The organism is Bacteroidota bacterium (assembly GCA_016711505.1).
In the GTDB taxonomy this organism is placed as follows: domain Bacteria; phylum Bacteroidota; class Bacteroidia; order AKYH767-A; family 2013-40CM-41-45; genus JADKIH01.
The window spans coordinates 186,971-208,326 of record JADJSV010000004.1 but is presented as its reverse complement, the minus strand read 5'-3'; the positions used below and the strand labels follow the sequence as shown (position 1 = coordinate 208,326).

The window sequence follows — 21,356 nt, the reverse complement described above, 5'->3', positions numbered from 1 at the left end:
TTTTTTTTTACTTCTGCAGATACAGTTTCCCTCTCACCTCTTCCCCCTCACAAATCACCTTATAAAAATATATCCCGCCTGCAAAATCACTTGCATCAAATTCAGCAGTATACTTTATTCCCGCATCGATATAATCATCAAAGATAGTTTGAATCTTTTCTCCAAAGAGCGAATAAATTTCAATATAAACTCTTCCGGAAAGATCTACACGACCGAAATCTATATTTGTTTTGGAATTAAATGGGTTCGGATATGCATTTACCAATAAAGTTGAACCATTTTCGAGTTCATCAAAACCTGCTAATCTTAACGGACTACATATGTCAGGAGTTGAACACGGAATTCGAGTCACAATAGAAGTGTATGTTCCAACAAAATCTGGTGCGCCGATGCTTAAAGCTCCCGGAATACAAAACGGTTTATAATTTTCAGGAGTACCGGCAAGATCACTGCTTCCATAAGGCGATGCAGACGCATCATCTACCGGTTGGACGTTAATCGATGAATTCAAAGTAGTGAAATTTGAATAAGTTGCTGCAGACCATTTCCATCGTACACTTGTAACACAACTTGAAGATGAAGTCCAGATACCACGCCACTTAACAGAACTAAGACTTGGTGCTATAGCTGTTGGAGTCTGATATGCAAATCCGCTGACAAAATAATTCCCCGATAAATCAGGTGGCGCTGTTGTCACCCATTCTCCACCTGTAAAAACGGTTGATGCTTGCGAAACAGCATTCGTTATGATCAATTTTGCATTCGCAGGAACCAGATTTAATCCGACAGTATTTATGTTTTGGTTAATGAATGTAATCGTCACCGGATAATTTCCTGTATGCGTAATGTTCGCCACAGCGCTAAACCAGATGTATGAATTTTGTGAAATCGGAGTGCTATTGAAATTTTTTGTGCTATAAGAATAATCATTCGTCGTTTTATTCGAATTAATCGTGATAGCAGAAGTTAGTCCACAACCACCGGCATCAGTAACTCTGACAGAATAATTACCACCCGGCAAACCTGTTGCAGAAGCTGTCGTATTTCCATTATTCCATAAATACGTATAAGGAAGAATACCTGCACTCGCAGAAACATTCGCTGAACCTTTGAATTCATTGGAACATTTTGCATCGGTCTTTGTAGATGTTACACGCATTGGACTATTTACGGTATATGAACAAGTGCTGGCACAGCCATCAGTATTTTTTATAGTAACAGTATAAGTTCCTGCACTTCTTACTCCTGCAGTTGACGTTCTGATTCCATTGCTCCACAAATATGAAGAATAACCAAGAGGTGCTCTTAAGACAAGTACTGAATTCAGGCACAATGCTCCACCTGTGATTGAACAAACCGGAGGTACACTATTTCGTGTGACAACACTTTTTATACCTGAACAACCATTGGTATCAGTTACTGTAACATAAATTGAATCTGCATCAGTAGTTGTTATACATTGAGTATTTTCTCCTGTACTCCATTGGTAAGTAGCAAAGCCTGCAGTTGCACATAATGTAACAGATCCACCCGGACAAATTCCTGTTGAGCCGGTAATATTAACCTGAATCGGATTTGAGTTTCCTACAATTGCGGTTCTGAAAACTGAACAGCCACGGCTATCAGTAACATTTACAGTATAGATGCCTGTAGGAAGTCCGTTTATTGAAGCAGTCGTTCTCACAGGAATTGTATTCCACTCATAAGTGTAAGGTGTGCTTCCACCGGATGCCGTAACAGTTGCAACGCCACTTGATGCACCACATGGTGTATTCAATACTGTTGTTGCAGCGTTTAATACAGAAGGAGCTGTATTGATAACAGCTGAAGCATATGCATTACAACCGTTGTCATCAGTTACCTGATAATTATATGTTCCTGCAGTAAGCAATGTGACCGGTGTACTATTCAAAGTATATCCGGGTGTCCCTCCGGAAGGAACTAAATCGACACTGCCTGTTCCACCATTACATGCAATTTGTGTAGGAGTAGCAGTCAATAATAATTGAGCTGGTTGAGGATCTATTGTTATTGCTGAACTATCTGTACAGCTATTCGCGTCTGTCACTGAAAAAGTATAAGTGCCTGCAATCAGATTTGAAGTCTGTTGAGGACCGTATGTATAAGGTGCTGTTCCGGAATTTGCATCAAGTGTTACACTTCCTCTTCCACCATAGCAATCGATCTGAACAGGTGTTACTGAAATAACAGGAACAGGATAGAAAAGCAAGGTTGTTGTTATAAGACTATCACAACCTGTTGCATTATCTATCGTTGAGAAATAAATTCCCTGTGAACTTTGCGTTGAACCATCAGGAAGAACATAAGTTGTACCCTGACAAAAATAAACAGTTTCGCTTCTGGTTAAATTTGGCACAACTGTCAGATTAGTTATGATCGTACTATCACATCCTGATGTGGATGGAATTGTTGAACTATAAGTTCCATCAGTATTTTCAAATGAGCCATCCGGCAATTGATATGATTCGCCCTGACAAATTGAAATGTTTTGAGAACTCGTACTGTTGATATCTAAGATTATTGGAGCTGAAGAACCTGTTCCGGGAATGAAGACAGAAATTTCATAGACACCGGCAGTCGCAATATCTGAAGCTGTGATTGTAGCGCTAAGCACACTGGAAGAACTAAATATTGTAGTCCTGTTTACACCGTTGAATCTGACGACTGAAGTAGGTGTAAAATTTGTTCCTAAAACAGTAAGAGTAAATTGCGGATCTCCGGGGGTTACGCAAGCAGGAATGAGTCCTGTTAAAGAAGCTCCCGGATAATTTACCTGAAATGAATTACTGCTACCGGTTTCAGTGCTGCCGGTTTTAGTAGCAGATATAGTAAATGTACCGCCATTAGAAATCGACATTGTTCTTGATGAAAGAACACCTGCAGTAAATGCCGGAGTTGTTCCACTTCCTGAAGTCAGAGTTCCTGTCGAAGAAATATCAGCTGTTCCTGTAAATGCATTCAATCCTGAATTACATGGATTGTTATTAGCATCAGTTGCTGTTATCCTGATATTAAAATTATTGCCTGTAGTCTGAGTCCCTATATTTCCACCTGTTGCAGCTTCAACTACAAATTTAGTATGAATACCTGAACCAACAGTCAATGGAGATGATGCCGGACCGGAATAGATTCCATCAGAAACAGATATGGTTGTCGTTTCTGCTCTCTTTAATGTAGTTGCAAGAACAGTTGAAGAAACACCACTTGCAAAACTGACACTTGTTGTATAAGTTGGTGCTGTAACACCATTTGAAGGGCCGCTAAACGTTAGATTTTTGACACCGAAATAATTTGTTACAACATTGAAGAACTGATCACATGCCCGTATCTTCATTGTAGAAAATGCAATACCTGCAGTTTGATTTGTAGGAGTTCCTGAATTTCCACTTGTTACAAATAAACCGGCATCAGAAAATGATTGTCCCGGTAAAGTGATTACGAGCTTCTCAATTGATCCTGCAGTGGAAGATAAATTTCCCAACACCGCTCCTGCTCCACAACCTGAAATTATTGCTGAACCTCCTCTTACTATATTAGCTGAACATGGAATATTTCCGCCCTCATTTGCACGAACCTGAATCCCTGATATAACTAATCCGTCTGAGTTGCTTACTCCTGCAATAGTTGTCTGAATGGTGATCAGTGTTGAAGTAACTGATGTTATACTTGCCGCGCTTATGTCACCTCCCGGAGAAGGATTAACTGAAACCATTCCGGCCGGATTAAATTTCCAACCACTGGGAGCAATTAAAGTAATTGTGACATTCGTACCTAATGAGAAATCTGTTATTGCACCTTCGGTGATAACAACATTACCCAAGGAAGTATACATTGGTGTAATTGAGTTCTCTGCCCTGTCTGCCGATATCAAAGTTCCACCGGTTGCCTTGGTAATAGTAACAACGGCGTTGGATTCGCTATAAATAAAAAGGCAAAGAGTAAGTAAGATCAATTGTCTTACTGAATGCTGAACAAAAGTAAAAGCATTCCCGATACGGAAAGATTGTGTGTGTGTCATAATCAGGTGGTACTAATGATGAAATAATAATATGTGTACTCATTTCAACCTGAAAATGCTTTGATAAGATTAACAAAAACAAAGGAAATAATACAATACTCGAATTAAAAGTCTCTTGAAATTCTTGATAAAATTGAATAATTCTGTAAAAAGGTTTGTTAGAATATGCGGATATGAAGTATTCCTTACAATATACAAGATTAAACAGTATTCACAATTTAGTTCTAAATCTTACAAAATAAGGATTATAAAAATAAAACACTAAGGTCAAAAGGTTAAGTATGCTCACATAAGTTTCCATAGCAATCAGGATTGCAACAAATTTTAGTGAACTTAGTGTTTTATTTTTCAAACATATGAGATCACTATGTTTTAAATTCTCTGTTTCTCTTCATCTGCTCCGGTATTTCTTCGCATTCTGCCGGTTTTTCCTTTACCGAAGTTGTATGTAATTCCGAGATTGACTACACGCGTATCCCTGATAGAAGTCCAGTCTTCCGTTACATCACCAAATTGAGTCAGACCGCTTGGATATGATTTCCAGAAAGCATCAGTTACATTCAGTGTTATTGAACCACGCTTTTGAAATACAAATTGCTTAACACCGGCAGATAAATTCCAGCTATTACGCATCAATGTAACACCATACAAATTTTTATAATTGAACCTGATTCCTAATTCAGCAGAAGTATTTTGTGTAATGGTCAGAGAATTATCACAATTAAAAGCGAAGGTTGGTTCACCCTGGTCAATCGTAAAATTATTCACTGTTCCCGCAAAATTAAAATCAAAGCCCTGGAAATTAATATTTGTTTTCCATAATTTTGAAATTCGTTTTGAATATGTCAAATCAATTCCAAAATAATTGACCTCATATAAGTTAACAACAGATTGTATTGTTGTTCTGCTGGCTGCATCCTGTATGAGGACATCAGTAATATTATCCGTTGTACGGTTGTAATTAAAAACTACAAAATAAGTATTATCATATGAGTAAGACAATTCACTTACATACGTCAGTTCAGGTGATAAGTAAGGATTCCCTTCAGAATAGGTAGTGAAATCTATAAGTCGTTTGAAAGGATTCATTTGTTCATATGCCGGTCGGTTAATTCTTCTGCCTAAATTCATATTAATGTTATGCTTACCTGTTGTATAATCTAGATATACAGTTGGGAAAATCTGAAAGTAATCTCTGTCAAAAGAAACATTGTTCAATTTTTGAATTCCTGTTGCCAGAGTTTGTTCTGCTCTTAAACCAACTTGCACGATCAATGATTTGAATTTTCGTTTAATACTTAAATAAGCAGCATTAATATTTTCATCATAAATAAAATGACTACTCCTCGATGAATCAAATAATTCAGAATTATTTCCCTGATTAAAGAATTTCATATCCTTGTCAGATTTAACAAGACTGCTTTTTATCCCGGCTTCCAGATTAAAATCATTTTTCAAAGGTTTCGAATAATCGACTTTTGCAGAATACAATTCCAGTTCTCCTTTCTGATCACTGTATAATCTGATTATTTCACTCGTATTACTTGTAAAATCTGTTCTTAAAGTTGAGAAGTTCTGAATAGAATTATTATTGTAAGATCCAAAATCCAGATTAATAATTAAATTCTGGCCAAGTGTATCTATGTTATGATTTATCTGACTATTAATTTCATAGTTCTTACTTTCAAATTCAGATTGCTGTGAGAATTGAAGATTACTAACGATAGTATTGGCAGAATCAAAAATATTGGTATGATTGTCTGTTTCCGATTTAAAAATATTATTGAGTCCACTAACAAGAAATGAAACCGTTGTCTTTTTCGAAATGGAATAATCTAGTCCGATCCTCGGATTATGAGTTGAAAACTTCATCAGGATATAGTTATTTGTCAAAAAGGTTTCATTAAGCATTCCGTCAGTATAAAATTTTCGGTTAATCAACAGATTATTGAATCCTTTTCTGTCAGAATAACTATAATTAAAAAACAGATTCAGTTTATCTTTTTTATAATTCAGGGAAAGCGAAGGTGTTATTTTAGGGTATCTGCCTTGGCCATAATTGAAAGAAAGACTTCCATTGTAACCATTAAGTTTATTCTTCTTCATAATAATATTCAGCACACCCGAACTGCCCGATGCATCCCACTTTGCTGATGGATTGGTTATGATTTCTATCTTCTGAACATTTGACGATGACATGCCTCTCAACATATTCAAAAGGTCTTGCCCTGATAAAGCAGAAGGTTTTCCATCAATAACTACAATTACACCTTGCTTACCTCTGATTCTGATATTCCCATCCTGATCAACTAATACACCAGGTAATTTTTCAAAAACTTCCAGCACACTTGAGCCTGTATTAATGATACTGTTTTCAACATTTACAACAAGCTTATCCGCTTCCCGCTCAATGAATGGTCGCTCTGCATCTATAGTTACAGCTTTTAAATCTTTTACAGAATTTTTCAGAATAATATTTCCTGCGTCATTCTTATTTACTCCTGACAACACAATAGATTCACTTTCAAAGGGCAAATATCCGGGGCTTTTTATAACAATAAAAAAAGATCCCGCAGTCAGATTTTGAAAAACAAATTCACCTGATTCATTTGTTAATTCACCTTTCAATAAGATTGAATCCGTCAGATTCTTTAGTAGAACAGAAACATATGGAACCGGTGAATTATTTTCGTCTAACACTCTCCCGGAGATCTGGCTATTCTGAGCAGAAACTATCAATTGCAGAAAGCAAAAGATGCAAATTAGGAAACTGGTTTTCATTTTACCTTGATTAAATGATTATATGACTATCTCTTTTTGCAATTCAAAGCAATTCTTTTGAGTACCTTTTCAGCAATGATAATTTCTTCATTAGAAATATTTTTAAGCGCGGTTCTCCTGTTCTGTAATACCAATGGTCTGATTGCTACAAGTAAAGAATTCGCCTTTTTAGTGACTGTTAACTTGCGTTTTCTTCCACTGTCAGGGTGAACTTCACTTTTCAAATACCGGCCTTTTACTAAAAGTTCAATTATTCTTGTAACAGAAGCTTTATCTTTGAATACTGCATCCGCAAGATCATTATGGTTGATATCCTGATTTTCACTTACAGCTTTCAGTACCAGCCATTGATCAATAGTTATATCAAAGCCGTTTTCCTTCAGCTTTTCCTGGGCAAATTGTCTGTAGGTTTTAATTGCTTTATCTAAATGATAAAAGAATATCAGATCAAGATTTTCCATGCTTCTTCTCTTTGAAACAAATATAAAAAGAGATGACCACGAAATAGTTGATATATCAATTATTTAACTATGTTTAACCAACATTAACTCATTTTAATATTAAGAAAGATTAAAAGCGAAACGAAATAAAAATCAAATAAAAATATTTATCAATACTCTCCACCTATCTTCCTCCGATTTAATCCACTTTGATCAGGGAAAGAAGGTAATTTATCAGGCAAAGTTGTGGTTCCAATTGTATCGGTAAGTGTTTTCATAAATGATATCAGTGCTTTTTTCTCAACATCAGTCAAATTTAATTTATCACTACCTAAAGTTTGATTTGGCACATTCAATCCTAATCCTGCTCCCCCTCCTTCATTATAAAATTCTACAACTTCTTCCAGAGTATTAAAACCTCCATTGTGCATGTAGGGTCCGGTGAGTTCAATATTCCGAAGGGTCGGAGTTTTAATGGAACCCATAAACATTTCAACATTAAAATTAGCTCCTCTGCCTTTATCAGGATCAAGTACAGGATTTTTAAGATCACCGTTTAAGGTAGTCCCAATATTTTCAAACTCGCTTTTTGTATAATCAGGTGGAACAAGTCCGCTGAACATAGGCAAGTAATGACAAGCACCACAATTTCCTTTATGCATAAAAACATTGAAGCCCAGATTTTCTTCAGCAGTGAAATCATTTATTTCTCCTCTTACGTTTTTGTCAAACCTGCTGTTTAAAGAAATTAATTTGCGCTCATATTCTGCTATGGCATTGGATATAGAAATATGAGAAATAACTGTGTCATCAGTTCCTTTAAAACTATTTCTGAATAGCCTGACATATTCCGGCGATGAATTAAGTTTTAATACTACTTCCTCGAAACTACTCATCATCTCATTCTTATTGAGCAATACATGGTTGATCTGATCCTCAAGATCAGTCGACCGGCTATCATAAAAATAATTCCTTTGCAGAGCAACATTTAAAATTGTGGGTGCATTTCTGGAGAGCGACATCCCTGCATGAAATCCGCTACTTGTCTTCACGCCATCAGTAAAGGCAAGTTCAGGTCTGTGGCAAGATGCACATGCCCGTTTATTGTTTGAAGAAAGAACAGGATCGAAGAATAAAATTTTTCCCAGCTCAGCAACCAGCGGTGAATATTTTTTATCAAATCCTCTCGGATTATAAAAGAAAGCATTGAAGCCTTCTTTGTCAAATATCGATTTCTGATCTATGCGCAATGCAGTTGTCTGAGAAAAAACCGGCCTGACCATCAATCCTAAATATGCTGCAACGGCCGAACTTAATGGAACATAACATTCACGCAAACATTCAAGTTGTTCAAGTTTACTGATGTCCGGAACTTTTTCAAGATATGCAATTGTTTTATCCAGCTGATTTCGCACTTCAAGTATTTCCGACTCCATTTCATTACTATAGATCAAACGAATCATCGATTGAACAACAATAAGAGAACTTTTGATCTCCATTATTGAATTTCCTGATAATGGAGTATCAAATTGAGAAATGCCTAAAGTAAAATGCCGGTTTATTTCTGATTGAATAGCTTCTATGAATTGCCGTTCATTCATTTTGACAGAACACAGTGCTTTACTCACAGAGCTATAAACACTGATCATGTTATTTAATTGAACAACAATTTCCTGATGGTTTTTACTTACATCGTCAGAATAAAGCAAAGATTCAATGACCTGAAATCCGGTTGGTTCTACTATTAATAGCTTTCTTCTTCGTTCCTCTTCATATTCAACTTCCGAAATAACCGGCCCATTCATATTAAGATCACTGGCAGGAAAAAAGTACGCTGAAAATGCTTCATTTTTCTTGTAAAGAATGCGGGCTTCTTTGAATAGTGATTTTAATTTATTCAAAGATATCTCATCAAATTTACCTGCATTTAATCCGGTTTTAAGGTCGTTCAATTTTATAGTTAGTTCATTCAAATGAACTTCATAAATACCATGAACGACCTCATTAATTATTGCATTTTTTTCATCCTCCTCTGAAGGCTGAAAAAGTGAAAAAGAACAACTGAATAATACTATAAGAACAAAAATAATTTTTTGCTTCATCCTAGCCGGGTTAGATGAAAGCAAAGATAATTATTTCTTCTTCTTTCCGAAATGAAAGATGGTCCGACTGGAATCATGCATATCATCACCCAGAAGATATCCAAACGGTTTCAGACTTTCGATCCGATCAAAAATTACCTTCAGGATTGCAACGAGAGGAATCGACAAGAACATTCCTGAAATTCCCCATAAGGCACCTCCTATCAATACAACTATAATCGATACGAAAGCATTCACTTTTACTTTACTTGCAACTATAGCAGGAACTATAAAATTATTATCTACAAATTGTACGACAATGTAAGCCATAAATACCCACAAAGCATCGATCGGAGTATCAGTAGCAATTGCCACCAACATTGGCAATGCAATAGCAACAAGTCCGCCGATATAAGGAATGAAATTTAAAAGTGCACCGATAATTCCAATTAATATCGCATACTGAATTCCAATGATCAACAAACTAACAGAGTTTAAGACTGCTACGATTAGTGCTTCAAATAATAATCCGACAAGATAACTTTGTATTAATCCTTTTGATTCGAACAAAACATCTTCAGCAACTTTATGCTGGCTACCTTTGAATAATCTGGAAATGAATTCAAGTAGTAGTGATTTATAAAACAAGATCATGAAAATATAAACAGGTAATAAGAAGACGATCACAAGTACGCCACTTACTGTACCGAGAGTCTGTCCGATGACATTTGTACTCATCTTCATTCCTTCGCCTTTGGTCTTTTCAATCCAGGCGTCTATCTTTTTCTCGCTGACATTAAAAGTTTGCGAAACCCATTTTAATGTTTCATCAAACATTGCCGAAAACTTTTCCTTGAAAACAGGAAAACTTTCAGTAAACATTGAGATTTGTGCAACTAAAAAATAGAATAAGCCGGCCACCAGGCCCATCGCCAGTAACAAGGTTATGACAATAGCCAAAACCCTGTTGATTTTTTTTTTGCAAAAATAATTTACAACAGGATTTAATAATATTGCAATGATAAAAGAAAACACAATTGGAACTATTATATCTTGTCCAATGACCAGGATATAAAAGAAAATAATAATTCCTAAAAGAATTAACGACAGCTTCGCGTAGGTAGGCAACTTAGTTACATTGGCTTCCATACTATTTCTTGAAAATTGTAACCCCTAAAATTGCGGTGATTACAACAAGAACCAGAAATATAAAGAAAAGAACTTTTGCTACAGAGGCAGCTCCTTCAGCTATTCCTGTAAATCCAAAAATTGCTGCGATTACTGCGATCATAAAAAATATGGCTGTCCACTTTAGCATAACATTTGATTTTTTTAAATAAGAGTTAGAATTAATTATCTACACGGTAGAGTATTCAAAATAAGTACCTCTTAAAAAAGCGATATAAATCAAATAGATTTGTAAAATCAATTACCCATATTGAGTATTTATATCTACACTATTCATGCAGATTTAGTTCTTTATTACCCTTTCAGAGTGTAAAATCTTACCATTGCCTGAAATTTTTAAAATATAGATCCCTTGAGGAAGATCTGCGACCTGATCAAATTCGACTTCTGAATTTCCTGAAGAAGCCGGAATTTCCCGGTTAGTTATAAGATTTCCCGACAAACTGTACAATTCAAAACTCAGATTGATATCGGTATCGACATTGAACTGAACTTTCAAATTATCTATGAATGGATTCGGAACAATTGCCATTACCCTGAATCCACTACCCGACTTTGAATTTTTAACAGTTACAGGATCAAAAATTTCATACTTCCCATCATAGTCAGTTTGAATTAAACGATAGTAAGATACATCTGATAAAGGACTAATATCATCAAATGAATAGGATTGTTTCACAGTTGTATTACCACTTCCCTGAACAATTCCAATTTTTGAAAACGAAGTTCCATCCGAACTTCTTTCAATAGTAAAGTAATCGTTGTTTACCTCACTCATTGTTTCCCAGTGAACATGAACAATATCATTTTGCAATTGAGCATCAAAATCTGTGAGTTCAATAGGAAGAACATTCGAAGTGGTTGTTGATCCAATAGAATAAATCCCATAGACCGACGAATTTAAGGAGGCCAAAACAGAGCCGACAGTTACAGTTCCTGAAGTAGAAGAACTTCCCATATCACGCCACTTCGACATCACAGCATCCCATCGTACAACCCTTAGATCAGCAACGGAGCTGACTCCACAGCTATTTGTATTCCAGCTACCAGCCACAAATGGATTTGCTGCACCACCGGATTTAATCAAGGACCAGTATTCACATCTGGAAACATTTGTCAGAGATAAATCTTTATTGTTAGTGTTATAAAGAGTATGAGGATCAGAATAGAAATATTCTGCTGTATACTGATCAGAAGCCGATCCGGGTGCACTGATTCCTATAGGCCTGTATCGATTATTTTTTCCAACAGGAAAAGTAAAAGCCTGATTACCGATTTTTCGTACCGGACCATTAACAAAACTCTGATCAGAAACAGAACTGATTGAAGAGATTCCATTCTCCAGAATTAATAATGCGGAATTTGAAGTATGAACAACTCCATTTACCAGCGCTAATGAGCCATAAATATTAATCCGGACATTCAATGTTAACCCGGTTGAAGAATTGTTCATACTCATTCTGCGAATGCGTGGTGCACGAATTGAATCTCCATAAATATTCTGAGAATTAAACCCTGCGAAATTTACAGTTCCCGAACCAGCAGCAAAGGTAATGAGAGTATCAGAACCGACAGTTGAGATATCGCCTCTGAAATTGTTCATTCCATTATATGCCGGGAAAAGAATTCCGCTACTATCCTGATTGAAATTGACATTAGAATTAAAATTATCGGGTGATGTGTTTGCCAGATAAAAATTACCTGTACCAGTTGTCCTGATAGATGTAATTCCCTGAAAAGTATTGCCACCAATACAATAATTATTGACGGATCCGTTTTTTGTAAATGAAGCTGTGTCATTAAACACAGATCCATTTAAATATAGCTGCGGTGAATTCACATTCAATGTGCCGTTAAATACCGATCCTGTTTGAAGATAAATGGTTGTACTACCGGAAGGAATAATAAGATTCTGAGCCTGATTTCCAACTTGCGAAAAATTTCTCAAATACAAAATTCCATTGGTAAAACCCGATGCACCAATGGAAATCACTTTCCCATCAGCAAGAATAGATGTCCCGGTACCTTGTCCAAACCTGATTGTACCGGATGATAAATTTTCTATTGTTAAGTTTCCATTGTAACGGGTTCCGCTTGCATCATTATGTGCGGAATAAATTGATCCGGTTGAAATATTTTTCAGAGTCAGATCGCCGTTATATATATCCTTCGTAATATTTGAAAAGACCCAATTTCCGCTACCGGAATTTACTAAAGACGAATTTCCTCCAAATACATTTCCACCATTACAACTGATATTGTTATTTCCGGTCTTCTCAAAATTTACAGTGTCATTAAAAGTAGTACCGTTTAAATAAATGTCAGGAGATACTGCATTCACCTTACCATTAAATGTTGAATTACTTCCAAATGTGATTATACCCGTTCCTGAAAGATTAAATGAGTGCGGAATTGAACCATGTTGCGTGAAATTCTGAAACAACAAAGTTCCCTTTGAAAATCCAGTCGAGCCTATCGTTATTGTTTTATCAGACGCAATCGAAGCAGTACCACTATAGCCGGGCCATCCAAAAGCAACTCCGTTATTCAATCCGGTTCCAAGGGTAGAATTTACAAAAACATTACCTGAAAACGTAGTTGTTCCTCTCAGGTTAAACCGCACAAAACCATCCGTTGACGTAGACACATTATTCACAACAACGTCGCCGGAAAAAGTATTTGTTGCAGCAGCATTACCTTCACCTATCATTATTCTGGTATCAGTACCTGTGCCTGAATTATTGAACACTGTAGAACCATTAAATTGATTGCCTGCTGAATTATGTCCAATGTAAATATAACTTGTTCCATTATTATTCAGATTGAGATCAGATGAAAATATATCAGGCAGAGAATTGCCAAGTAATAAATAACCTGTTCCGGAATTTGTAATGACAGAATTTCCGGAAAAAGTATTTCCTCCTGTTCCATTATCATTGGTAGTTCCTGTTTTTTTTAGATCAGCAGTCCCATCGAAAGTACATCCATTCAAATTCAGAGATCCTGAAGTCGAATAAACATTGCCTCCTAGCCTGCTGAGCGGTCCAAGCGTAAGTACGCTGTTAGGACTTAACACAAGTGAATCCGGTTCATTTCCATTTTGTGTAAATCGAACGAGATGTAAACTACCACTTGCAAAACCTGAACTTCCGATTCTGATATTTTTACCCGCATCCTGATTTGCTGATCCGGTATATCCTGCAAGTCCGAAAAAGATCCCGCAACTACCGGTTCCAGCACCTGCAGTGTTATTCAACTCAATATTTCCTTTAAATGCAGACGTCCCGCGTAAGTTGAAACGGATTATTCCCACTGTTGCAGTTGAAACATTGTTTACAAAAACATCATTATTAAATACAATACTTGCCAGGGCACTGCCTTCTGCAAGGAGTATTCTATTATCTGAACCACTTCCCGAATTATTCAATGTAACTGTTCCATTGAAAATATTTCCTGCCGAACCATTGGCAATTTGCATGTATGAAGTTCCGGCATTAGTAAAAATTGCATCACCCGAAAAAATATCCGGTGAAGTATTTCCAAGTACAAGATTTCCTGTACCTCTATTGATAAGAGAAAACTGACCACCAAATGTATTTCCTCCTGTACCCGTTTCAGAAAGCGTTCCCGTTTTAATAATGTAAACATCACCTGAAAATATTCCTCCATTCAGATTTACACCACCAGTAGTGACTGACAAATCACCATTCCAGATCAGGTTCGGACCTAACACTAAAGCAGAACCACTCCCCATCAGAAGACTGTCACTCTCCACACCGAGTTTATTAAAACGAATTAAACTTAAAACTCCTCTTGTATAACCTGAATTTCCCAAAGACAAATGTTTGCCTGCTGCAAGAGTTGAAGAACCTGTATAACCGGGCCATCCAAAATAAACTCCATTACTTCCACCACCGGTTCCGCCTGTACTTGAAAGAATGACTTCCTCATTAAAGAGTGTTGTACCTCTAAGATTAAATCTGATATATGCAGATGATGCCGTTGAAATATTATTTACAAAAACGGTATCATTGAATATTGCAGAAGCGTTAGCATTGCCTTCACAGATGAACATCCTGTTATTTGCTCCTGAACCATTATTATCCAGTGTCACCTTTCCATTGAATAAATTTCCCGCAGCATTTTGTGCTAATTGTAAAGTACCTGTTCCTGAATTAATGAAACTTACATCGCTGTAAAAAGTATCGGGGTTTGTGTTTGCCATTGTAAAACTTCCGGCACCATTGTTAATGATTTCTGTGTTCCGGTAAAAAATATTTCTTCCTGATCCAAGATCATTTGAACTTCCTGTCTTTATAATATTAGTAAGACCATAAAAATTACATCCATTTAAGGTAATTGCAGAAGAAGTCGATTTGAATGAACCACCAATTGTTGTTCCTGGACCTAAGGTAATTCCTGAACTGCCGCTAGTTTCAAGTTGTAAACTATCGGTCCCCGGCTTATAAAAATTTACAAGCGATAACGTACCGCCAGAAAAACCATCCGGTCCAAAATGAATTGTATGTAAAGAATCCAGTTCAGCTGAACCCGCATATCCGGAACCGCCAAATGATACTCCGCTTGACAAGGCACCAACAGAACTATTAATATAAAGATCACCTTTGAATAAAGACCGTCCACGTAAATTGAATCGAATTATTGCACCGTTTCCCGAACTTGTATTGAATAGATTCAGATCATTGTTAAAGGTGGCAGTTGCAGCAGCGCTACCTTCACAAATAAATACTCTGTTAGTTGAACCGCTTCCTGAATTACTGATCGTAACAACATTATTAAATATATTACCTGCTGAATTGTGTGCAAGGTATATATCACCGGTCCCTGGGTTAGAAATAGAAAGCGCAGCATTAAAATTATCAGGCAGTGTATTCCCGGATAAAAGAAATCCCGTACCTGAATTAATAATTTGTGTTGAATCATTAAAAATATTTCCACCTGCGCCGGAATTATTACCTGTCCCTGTTTTTGTAAGAGATGCTTTTGAGCTAAACACTGCACCATTCAGTAAAATTCCCGGAGCTTCAACTTTTAATTCATTTCCGAATGTAGTTGCCGGTCCAAATGAAGCAATTGCAGTTCCGGTTAATAAAAGATTTTGATCTATTGAAGTCGATGTAGTAAAATGTCTGAGTGAAAGTGTCCCTGCAGAAAATCTGTTCAAACCGATATTTATTCGCTTACTCTCTGCTAAAATCGAATTCCCTGAACCGGCGCTAAAATAAATTCCCGCACCTGCAGAACAATTTACATAAACGCTATCATTGAATAAAGTACCGGTTGCATCATTGTACCCGGGATAAATTCCTGCACTACCGTTATTACTGAATGTTACAATCTGATTAAAAACATCACGGACATTATTTGATAAAACTAAATTGCCTGTTCCATTATTTATAATTTCAGTTATACCGTTATATGTATTTCCACCAAACGAATTGTCATTTCCCGAACCACGTTTGGAAATAATAACACCTCTGTTAAATGTTGTAGAACGCAGAGTAACATTTCCTGCATTCACATTTACCATAGCATTCATGGTTGGACCGCCGCTTGAATTACCAAAAACACAGCTTGAACCTGTTGTCATAACAAATCCTGATGAATCAGAATCGGAAACTATTCCACCATTAAAATTAGCATTACCTGAAATAATAATTACACCTCCATTTAATTCAATGAGTGAACCGGCGTTAGAAATAAAATTACCTGATAGACTTAAGACAAATCCACTCAGATCAATGTTAGATGAATTATTACATGTGAGGCTTGCAATTTTCCTGTCGCCATCCATCAACAATGGATTTACACTTCCGGAAATAGAAATCATATCTGTAGAATCCGGAATACCATTTGGTGTCCAATTTAACGGTTCAGTCCATAAAGAATTGACAGACCCATTCCATGTATACAAAGTGCTTGCAAACATGGTTTTGACATTTAAAAATGTCAATAGATAAAATACTAGACCGGAAAGAAAGAGAAAACAAGACGCAAAAATCACCACCCATTTAAGTTTCAATTTTTGAACCACACGAGGCCGCATTCCAATACGACCTTTACCTCTCCTTCCTCTAACAATGTCCCTTTTTGTCATAGAAAGTTGAAATTATCACCACAAACGATAATTACTTCTATCCAAAAGGCAACTTAAGGTTCTCTAAAAAGCGAGGCAGAACTTACACCGCTGAATTAATATTATGACTTAAATACGTTAAAAAAGGCTTCTTCATAATTTCCACCAATTGGAATTTCCTTTCCGGAGATAGAGATTATTTTATTTCTGACATGGTTAATCCTGCTGAGAGGTATAATAAAAGATCTGTGAACACGAATAAATTCTGTTGCAGGAAGTTTTTCTACCATTGACTTCATTGTCATTCTGGCAACTATGATCTTATCGTTAGAAAGATAGATCTTCAGATAATCGTCGAGACTTTCAATTAAAACAATATCCTCATAATTGATCTTTATCAGACTATAATCTGCTCTAATATAAAGTGACTGGTTTATAGTTCCCGGAACCTGACGGCTATAAGAATAGAAATCATTCGCCTTTTTTATAGCTTGTTGAAAACGTTCCTGTGTAAATGGTTTTAAAAGATAATCGACAGCATTCAGGTTGAATCCTTCAACTGCATATTCACTATATGCAGTTGTAAAGATCACCATCGTTTCTCTCTCCAGTGATTTATAAAAATCAATACCTGTTATGGAAGGCATATTAATATCCAGGAATATCAGGTCAACGGGAAATTTCCGTAAGTACTTCAGGGCTTCATTAGGACTGGTAAAAGTTTTCTCCAATTCGATATTTTCTGCCTGCGAACAAAAACTTTCAATCACTTTTAATGCAGGTGGTTCATCGTCAATTGCAATTGCTTTGATCATATCAGCTCAAGAATTAATTCAACTCTGTACTCATTGTCTTTATCTCTGAAATGAAGTGTGTATTTGGAAGGATAGATAAGATCCAAACGATTGATTGTATTTTCCAGACCAACCTGATTACTCAAATCAGAATTTAAATTTACTTTATTATTTTTAACAATCAAATGTAATTTTTTACCGGTAACAACCAATCTAATTACAATAACTGATTTCTCTTCAGGGTTTACACCATGTTTAAATGCATTTTCAATAAATGCAATCAATATCAGGGGTGCAATTCTGTTTCCTATAAAATCTCCTGAAACGTCAAATTGAACATCAGCAGTATCTCCGGCTCTTAATTTCTGGAGATCTACAAAATCTCTGATGTAATTGATCTCCTTTTCAAGAGAAACGTATTGAGCTGAAGATTCCGTTAGCACATACCGCATCATTCCGGAAAGCTTTACAACAGCGGTTGGAGTGTAATCTGACTTCTCAATTGCAAGTGAATAAATACTATTTAATGTATTAAACAGAAAATGCGGATTAATCTGAGCCTTTAAATATGATAATTCCGCATTTAATTTTTCTTTTTCCGCGCTTCGGAGTTTATTTCTGGTTTTGATGACCAATGAGAACAGGATCACAAAAATAAAAAGTATAAAACTTTGTGTAGCTTCAAAAGCTAAATGATGTAAATCAAAACCATAAAATTCAGAATGTCTTCTTCTTCCCGGAGGAGGCATTGGATGATTGTGTTCTGAGTCAGCATTAACTTCATGACTTGGATCTGATCCATCTTTATTCACCGGAAATTTATCATGATGAAACTTTTCTTCCGCTCTCATTTCCGACGGCGGTCCCGGGAACCGTTGATGTCTTTCAATGTGATGCCTTTCACTGAAGAAAATAAGACGTGGAACGATTATTACCAATGCGAATGAAAAGAGGACAGAAAATATATACCTGAAATGTTTTTTCTTGAAATAATATTTTGGCAATAAAAAATAAAAATTCAGATAGAAAAAAAGAAAGATCAAAAAATATGAAATGATATCTCTTAATGTATGAGGATTTGTTATGGTTTGGGAGTTAATTTCAGGACCGGGTGCAAGTAAAACCGCAAAGGCTAAAAAAGCAAAGCAAGCAAGGACGTGAAGGAAAATCTGAATGTACTTTCGGGACATTTTTAGGGTTTAATGTGTCGAAACACAGGTGCAAAAATGACCTAAAATGTCAAGAAATCAAACCTTTTGCGATGATAAAGTTATTTATAGAGGCAGATAACATGAATATCAAAAGAAAAAACTCGTATGATTGAAAAATAAAACACTAAGTCCACTAAAATTTGTCACAAGAACACTTATGAAAAAACCATCACTTGTGCTCTTGTGACAAATTTTAGTGATCTTAGTGTTAATTTTTTTTCAATAAGCCCCTACACTAAAGAGACTTCAAAAATGCAAAAAGTGCTTTTCTGTCTGAAGTAGATAATTGTTTTACAAAATCAACAGAAGAACGCGCTTCACCGTCATGCCACATTACTGCTTCAACCAATGTTCTTGCGCGACCGTCATGCAGATAATATGCCGGGTAATTTACTGTCTCATATAATCCAATTCCCCAAAGAGGGGCTGTTCGCCATTCGTTTCCATCAGCACGATAGTCAGAGCGGTTATCTGCAAGACCAGATCCCATATCGTGTACCAACAAATCAGTGTAAGGATGAATCAACTGATTTGACATAGCAGGAAAAGCAACATTTACAGATGTTCTGAAAGTTGGTGTATGACAAACGCCACACTTTGCCTGATCGAATAATTGTTTTCCACGAATAACTTCTGCTGAATTTACATTTCTTCTGGCAGGTACTTGTAATGTCTGAACATAAAATTTTACTGCATGCAAAATACTATCCGGCACTTCCGGATCATCAGCCAGAAGATCCGTTTGCGACTGACCATGTGTAGTTTCATTTTGAAAGACACTACTCGTAATTCCCATGTCATTGTTGTAAGCTGCGGCAACTTGTGTGAGGATAGTAGCAGTATTCGATTTATGTCCGAACCGACCTAACATCATCTTACTTTGAACAGGATCCCATACATAGTTAGGCTTGCCACTGATTCCATCGTTGTTACTATCTGAGAGATCAGCATTGGCAATTATATCCATTTCAGAAATGTTCTCAAGCAAGCCCAGACCAAAGACAGGCGGTGCAAGTCTTGGCGATAAAGTATAAGGAACACTAATAGGAATATGCAGATCAGTCAATGTATAAACAGGAGTGCGTAGTTCATATGCCTCTCCATCAGGAAAAGTAAATGTCTGATAAGAATAATTAATATTTACTGTAGCTTCCTTAAATTTCCCCAGAACAGACTTATCCTGAATTTGTGTCCCGTATCCTGGAACAGCAATGCTTCCACCGTGTTCATCAGTTCCATCAGTGCTGATTCTCATCAACAGTGATGATTCAGCAAAACCTGCATTCGGTACACCTTTACCGTCGTTATGGTGACAAGAGACACAAGAAGTATTATTATACGCAGGTCCTAACCCACCAAAAAACATTGCAGGTGCAGTTACAAACGATTGCTCGAAGTGTGCATCACCAAGATCGTGTATTCCCTCATCGTATCCTGAAAGACCTGCAAAGGCATGACTGAATGCCTGAGCAGTGAAATCAAATGTTGTCTGTGAACCACCACTTAATCTTTCATCAAAATCATCTTCAGGAAAAAGTTCAGCTTTCCGGCATCTGCTTAATCCAAAAATAAATGAAAATATCACTGCACCGAAAAAAAACTTTTTCATCATTTCACTTGATCTAAATTAATCTTTTACGTTTGTTTGGATGAAATCGATCAGGTCTGTTTCAAGCGTTGATTTCAGATCGTTGATCAGACTTTGTGTATTCATAATCTGAACTTGCTGATAATAGATCGCTCTGCCATAATTCGGGTCAATTGCAGAAAACGAATTTATCGCAGCTTCAATTTTCGATCTGATAGAATTATCCAGTGAAATGTTCATTGAAGCAACGAGCTCATTTAATCCCTTACCATCAGTTGTAAAAGTACATAAATAACTATTTCTGACACCACGAATATTATTCGTGAAATCTTCCAGTGAATTATGTGAAAATTGAGATTCTTCAAGTAATGAGTCTTGCGCTACTAAAGGATCTTCCATTTTTCCATTCGCCACCTCATCACAAATTCCTGCCATTGCATTCACAATGGTAATAAAGGCATCCTTTCTTGAAGCAAAACGATTACTACCATTTCCGGCAGTTTTCAATTGAACAGAGAAATTCCCCGGCTGAGCAGGATCCCAGCTATTTTTCAAACTCAAAGTAATAGAATTTAAATCTGTACTTAATGATGACAGGTATTCCAGTTCCCGGGCAGTAAAATCACCTGCACTTCGTGTGCCTGACAAACCAAAAATCAAATACTCTATCGGATGAAATCCTTTTAAAGAAGTCGGAAGAGTTGCTATATATGCAGGTGTTAATGCATCTGTTGTTGATAACAATGAATCAAGATCGACATGGTTGATTGGCCATGTATCCATCATTGGATCATAACTGAAATCATCAACCGGTCCGAATAAATAACTTTCAGATAATTCCCACTGACTTCTTGTCGATTTCCATGCCTGACGAATAAGTTCAAGTGTTGGTTCATCAGGATTAGTAACGAACGATTGAACAAGAGCATTCATAGAATTTGACCGGGTGTATATTTCAGAATAATTCGGATACACTAAAACACTTGCAAAATCATTTAATATGTCTTGTTCAAGTTGTGAGTTATTGGGTTCAGTAACAACTTCTTCTTTTTTACAACCTGATGAAAAAAGAATACTGATGATGGCCAGGGTCAGGAAGGTATGTTTCATGGAAATAATTAGTAGTTAATAATGAAT

Annotated in this window: 11 protein-coding genes; all 11 read right to left on the bottom strand. The window is 36.4% G+C overall.

Annotation, left to right across the window (positions count from 1 at the left end; all coding sequences use genetic code 11):
* Window positions 1-7: 7 nt before the first annotated feature.
* Entirely contained in the window at window positions 8-4,039 is a 4,032-nt protein-coding gene (locus tag IPL24_08845; GenBank protein ID MBK8363779.1) for a hypothetical protein, read from the bottom strand.
* Window positions 4,040-4,411: 372 nt separating this feature from the next.
* Window positions 4,412-6,820 (bottom strand): outer membrane beta-barrel protein, encoded by a 2,409-nt coding sequence (locus IPL24_08840; protein ID MBK8363778.1) that lies wholly within the window; start codon window positions 6,818-6,820, stop codon window positions 4,412-4,414.
* A 26-nt stretch (window positions 6,821-6,846) separates the two neighbouring features.
* Window positions 6,847-7,281, bottom strand: coding sequence for a MarR family transcriptional regulator (locus IPL24_08835; protein ID MBK8363777.1), 435 nt, complete (start codon window positions 7,279-7,281; stop codon window positions 6,847-6,849).
* Between the two features lie 149 nt (window positions 7,282-7,430).
* Entirely contained in the window at window positions 7,431-9,362 is a 1,932-nt protein-coding gene (locus IPL24_08830) for a hypothetical protein (protein MBK8363776.1), read from the bottom strand.
* A gap of 30 nt (window positions 9,363-9,392) precedes the next feature.
* Window positions 9,393-10,490 carry an AI-2E family transporter gene (locus tag IPL24_08825; GenBank protein ID MBK8363775.1) on the bottom strand — a complete coding sequence of 366 codons (1,098 nt, stop codon included), beginning with the start codon at window positions 10,488-10,490 and terminating at the stop codon, window positions 9,393-9,395.
* A 1-nt stretch (window position 10,491) separates the two neighbouring features.
* Window positions 10,492-10,659, bottom strand: a complete 168-nt coding sequence (locus tag IPL24_08820) for a DUF1328 domain-containing protein (protein ID MBK8363774.1) — start codon at window positions 10,657-10,659, stop codon at window positions 10,492-10,494.
* A gap of 153 nt (window positions 10,660-10,812) precedes the next feature.
* A complete protein-coding gene (locus IPL24_08815; GenBank protein ID MBK8363773.1) occupies window positions 10,813-16,479 on the bottom strand; it encodes a T9SS type A sorting domain-containing protein in 5,667 nt (1,888 codons plus the stop codon).
* Window positions 16,480-16,748: 269 nt separating this feature from the next.
* Entirely contained in the window at window positions 16,749-17,441 is a 693-nt protein-coding gene (locus IPL24_08810) for a response regulator transcription factor (protein ID MBK8363772.1), read from the bottom strand.
* Window positions 17,438-18,271: a sensor histidine kinase gene (locus IPL24_08805; GenBank protein ID MBK8363771.1), complete on the bottom strand. Its 834-nt coding sequence runs from the start codon at window positions 18,269-18,271 to the stop codon at window positions 17,438-17,440. The genes IPL24_08810 and IPL24_08805 overlap by 4 nt, the downstream gene beginning before the upstream one ends.
* Window positions 18,272-18,866: 595 nt before the next feature.
* Entirely contained in the window at window positions 18,867-20,240 is a 1,374-nt protein-coding gene (locus IPL24_08800; protein ID MBK8363770.1) for a c-type cytochrome, read from the bottom strand.
* A gap of 18 nt (window positions 20,241-20,258) precedes the next feature.
* On the bottom strand, window positions 20,259-21,329 hold the full coding sequence (locus IPL24_08795; protein ID MBK8363769.1) for a hypothetical protein: 1,071 nt from the start codon (window positions 21,327-21,329) through the stop codon (window positions 20,259-20,261).
* Between the last annotated feature and the right edge of the window lie 27 nt (window positions 21,330-21,356).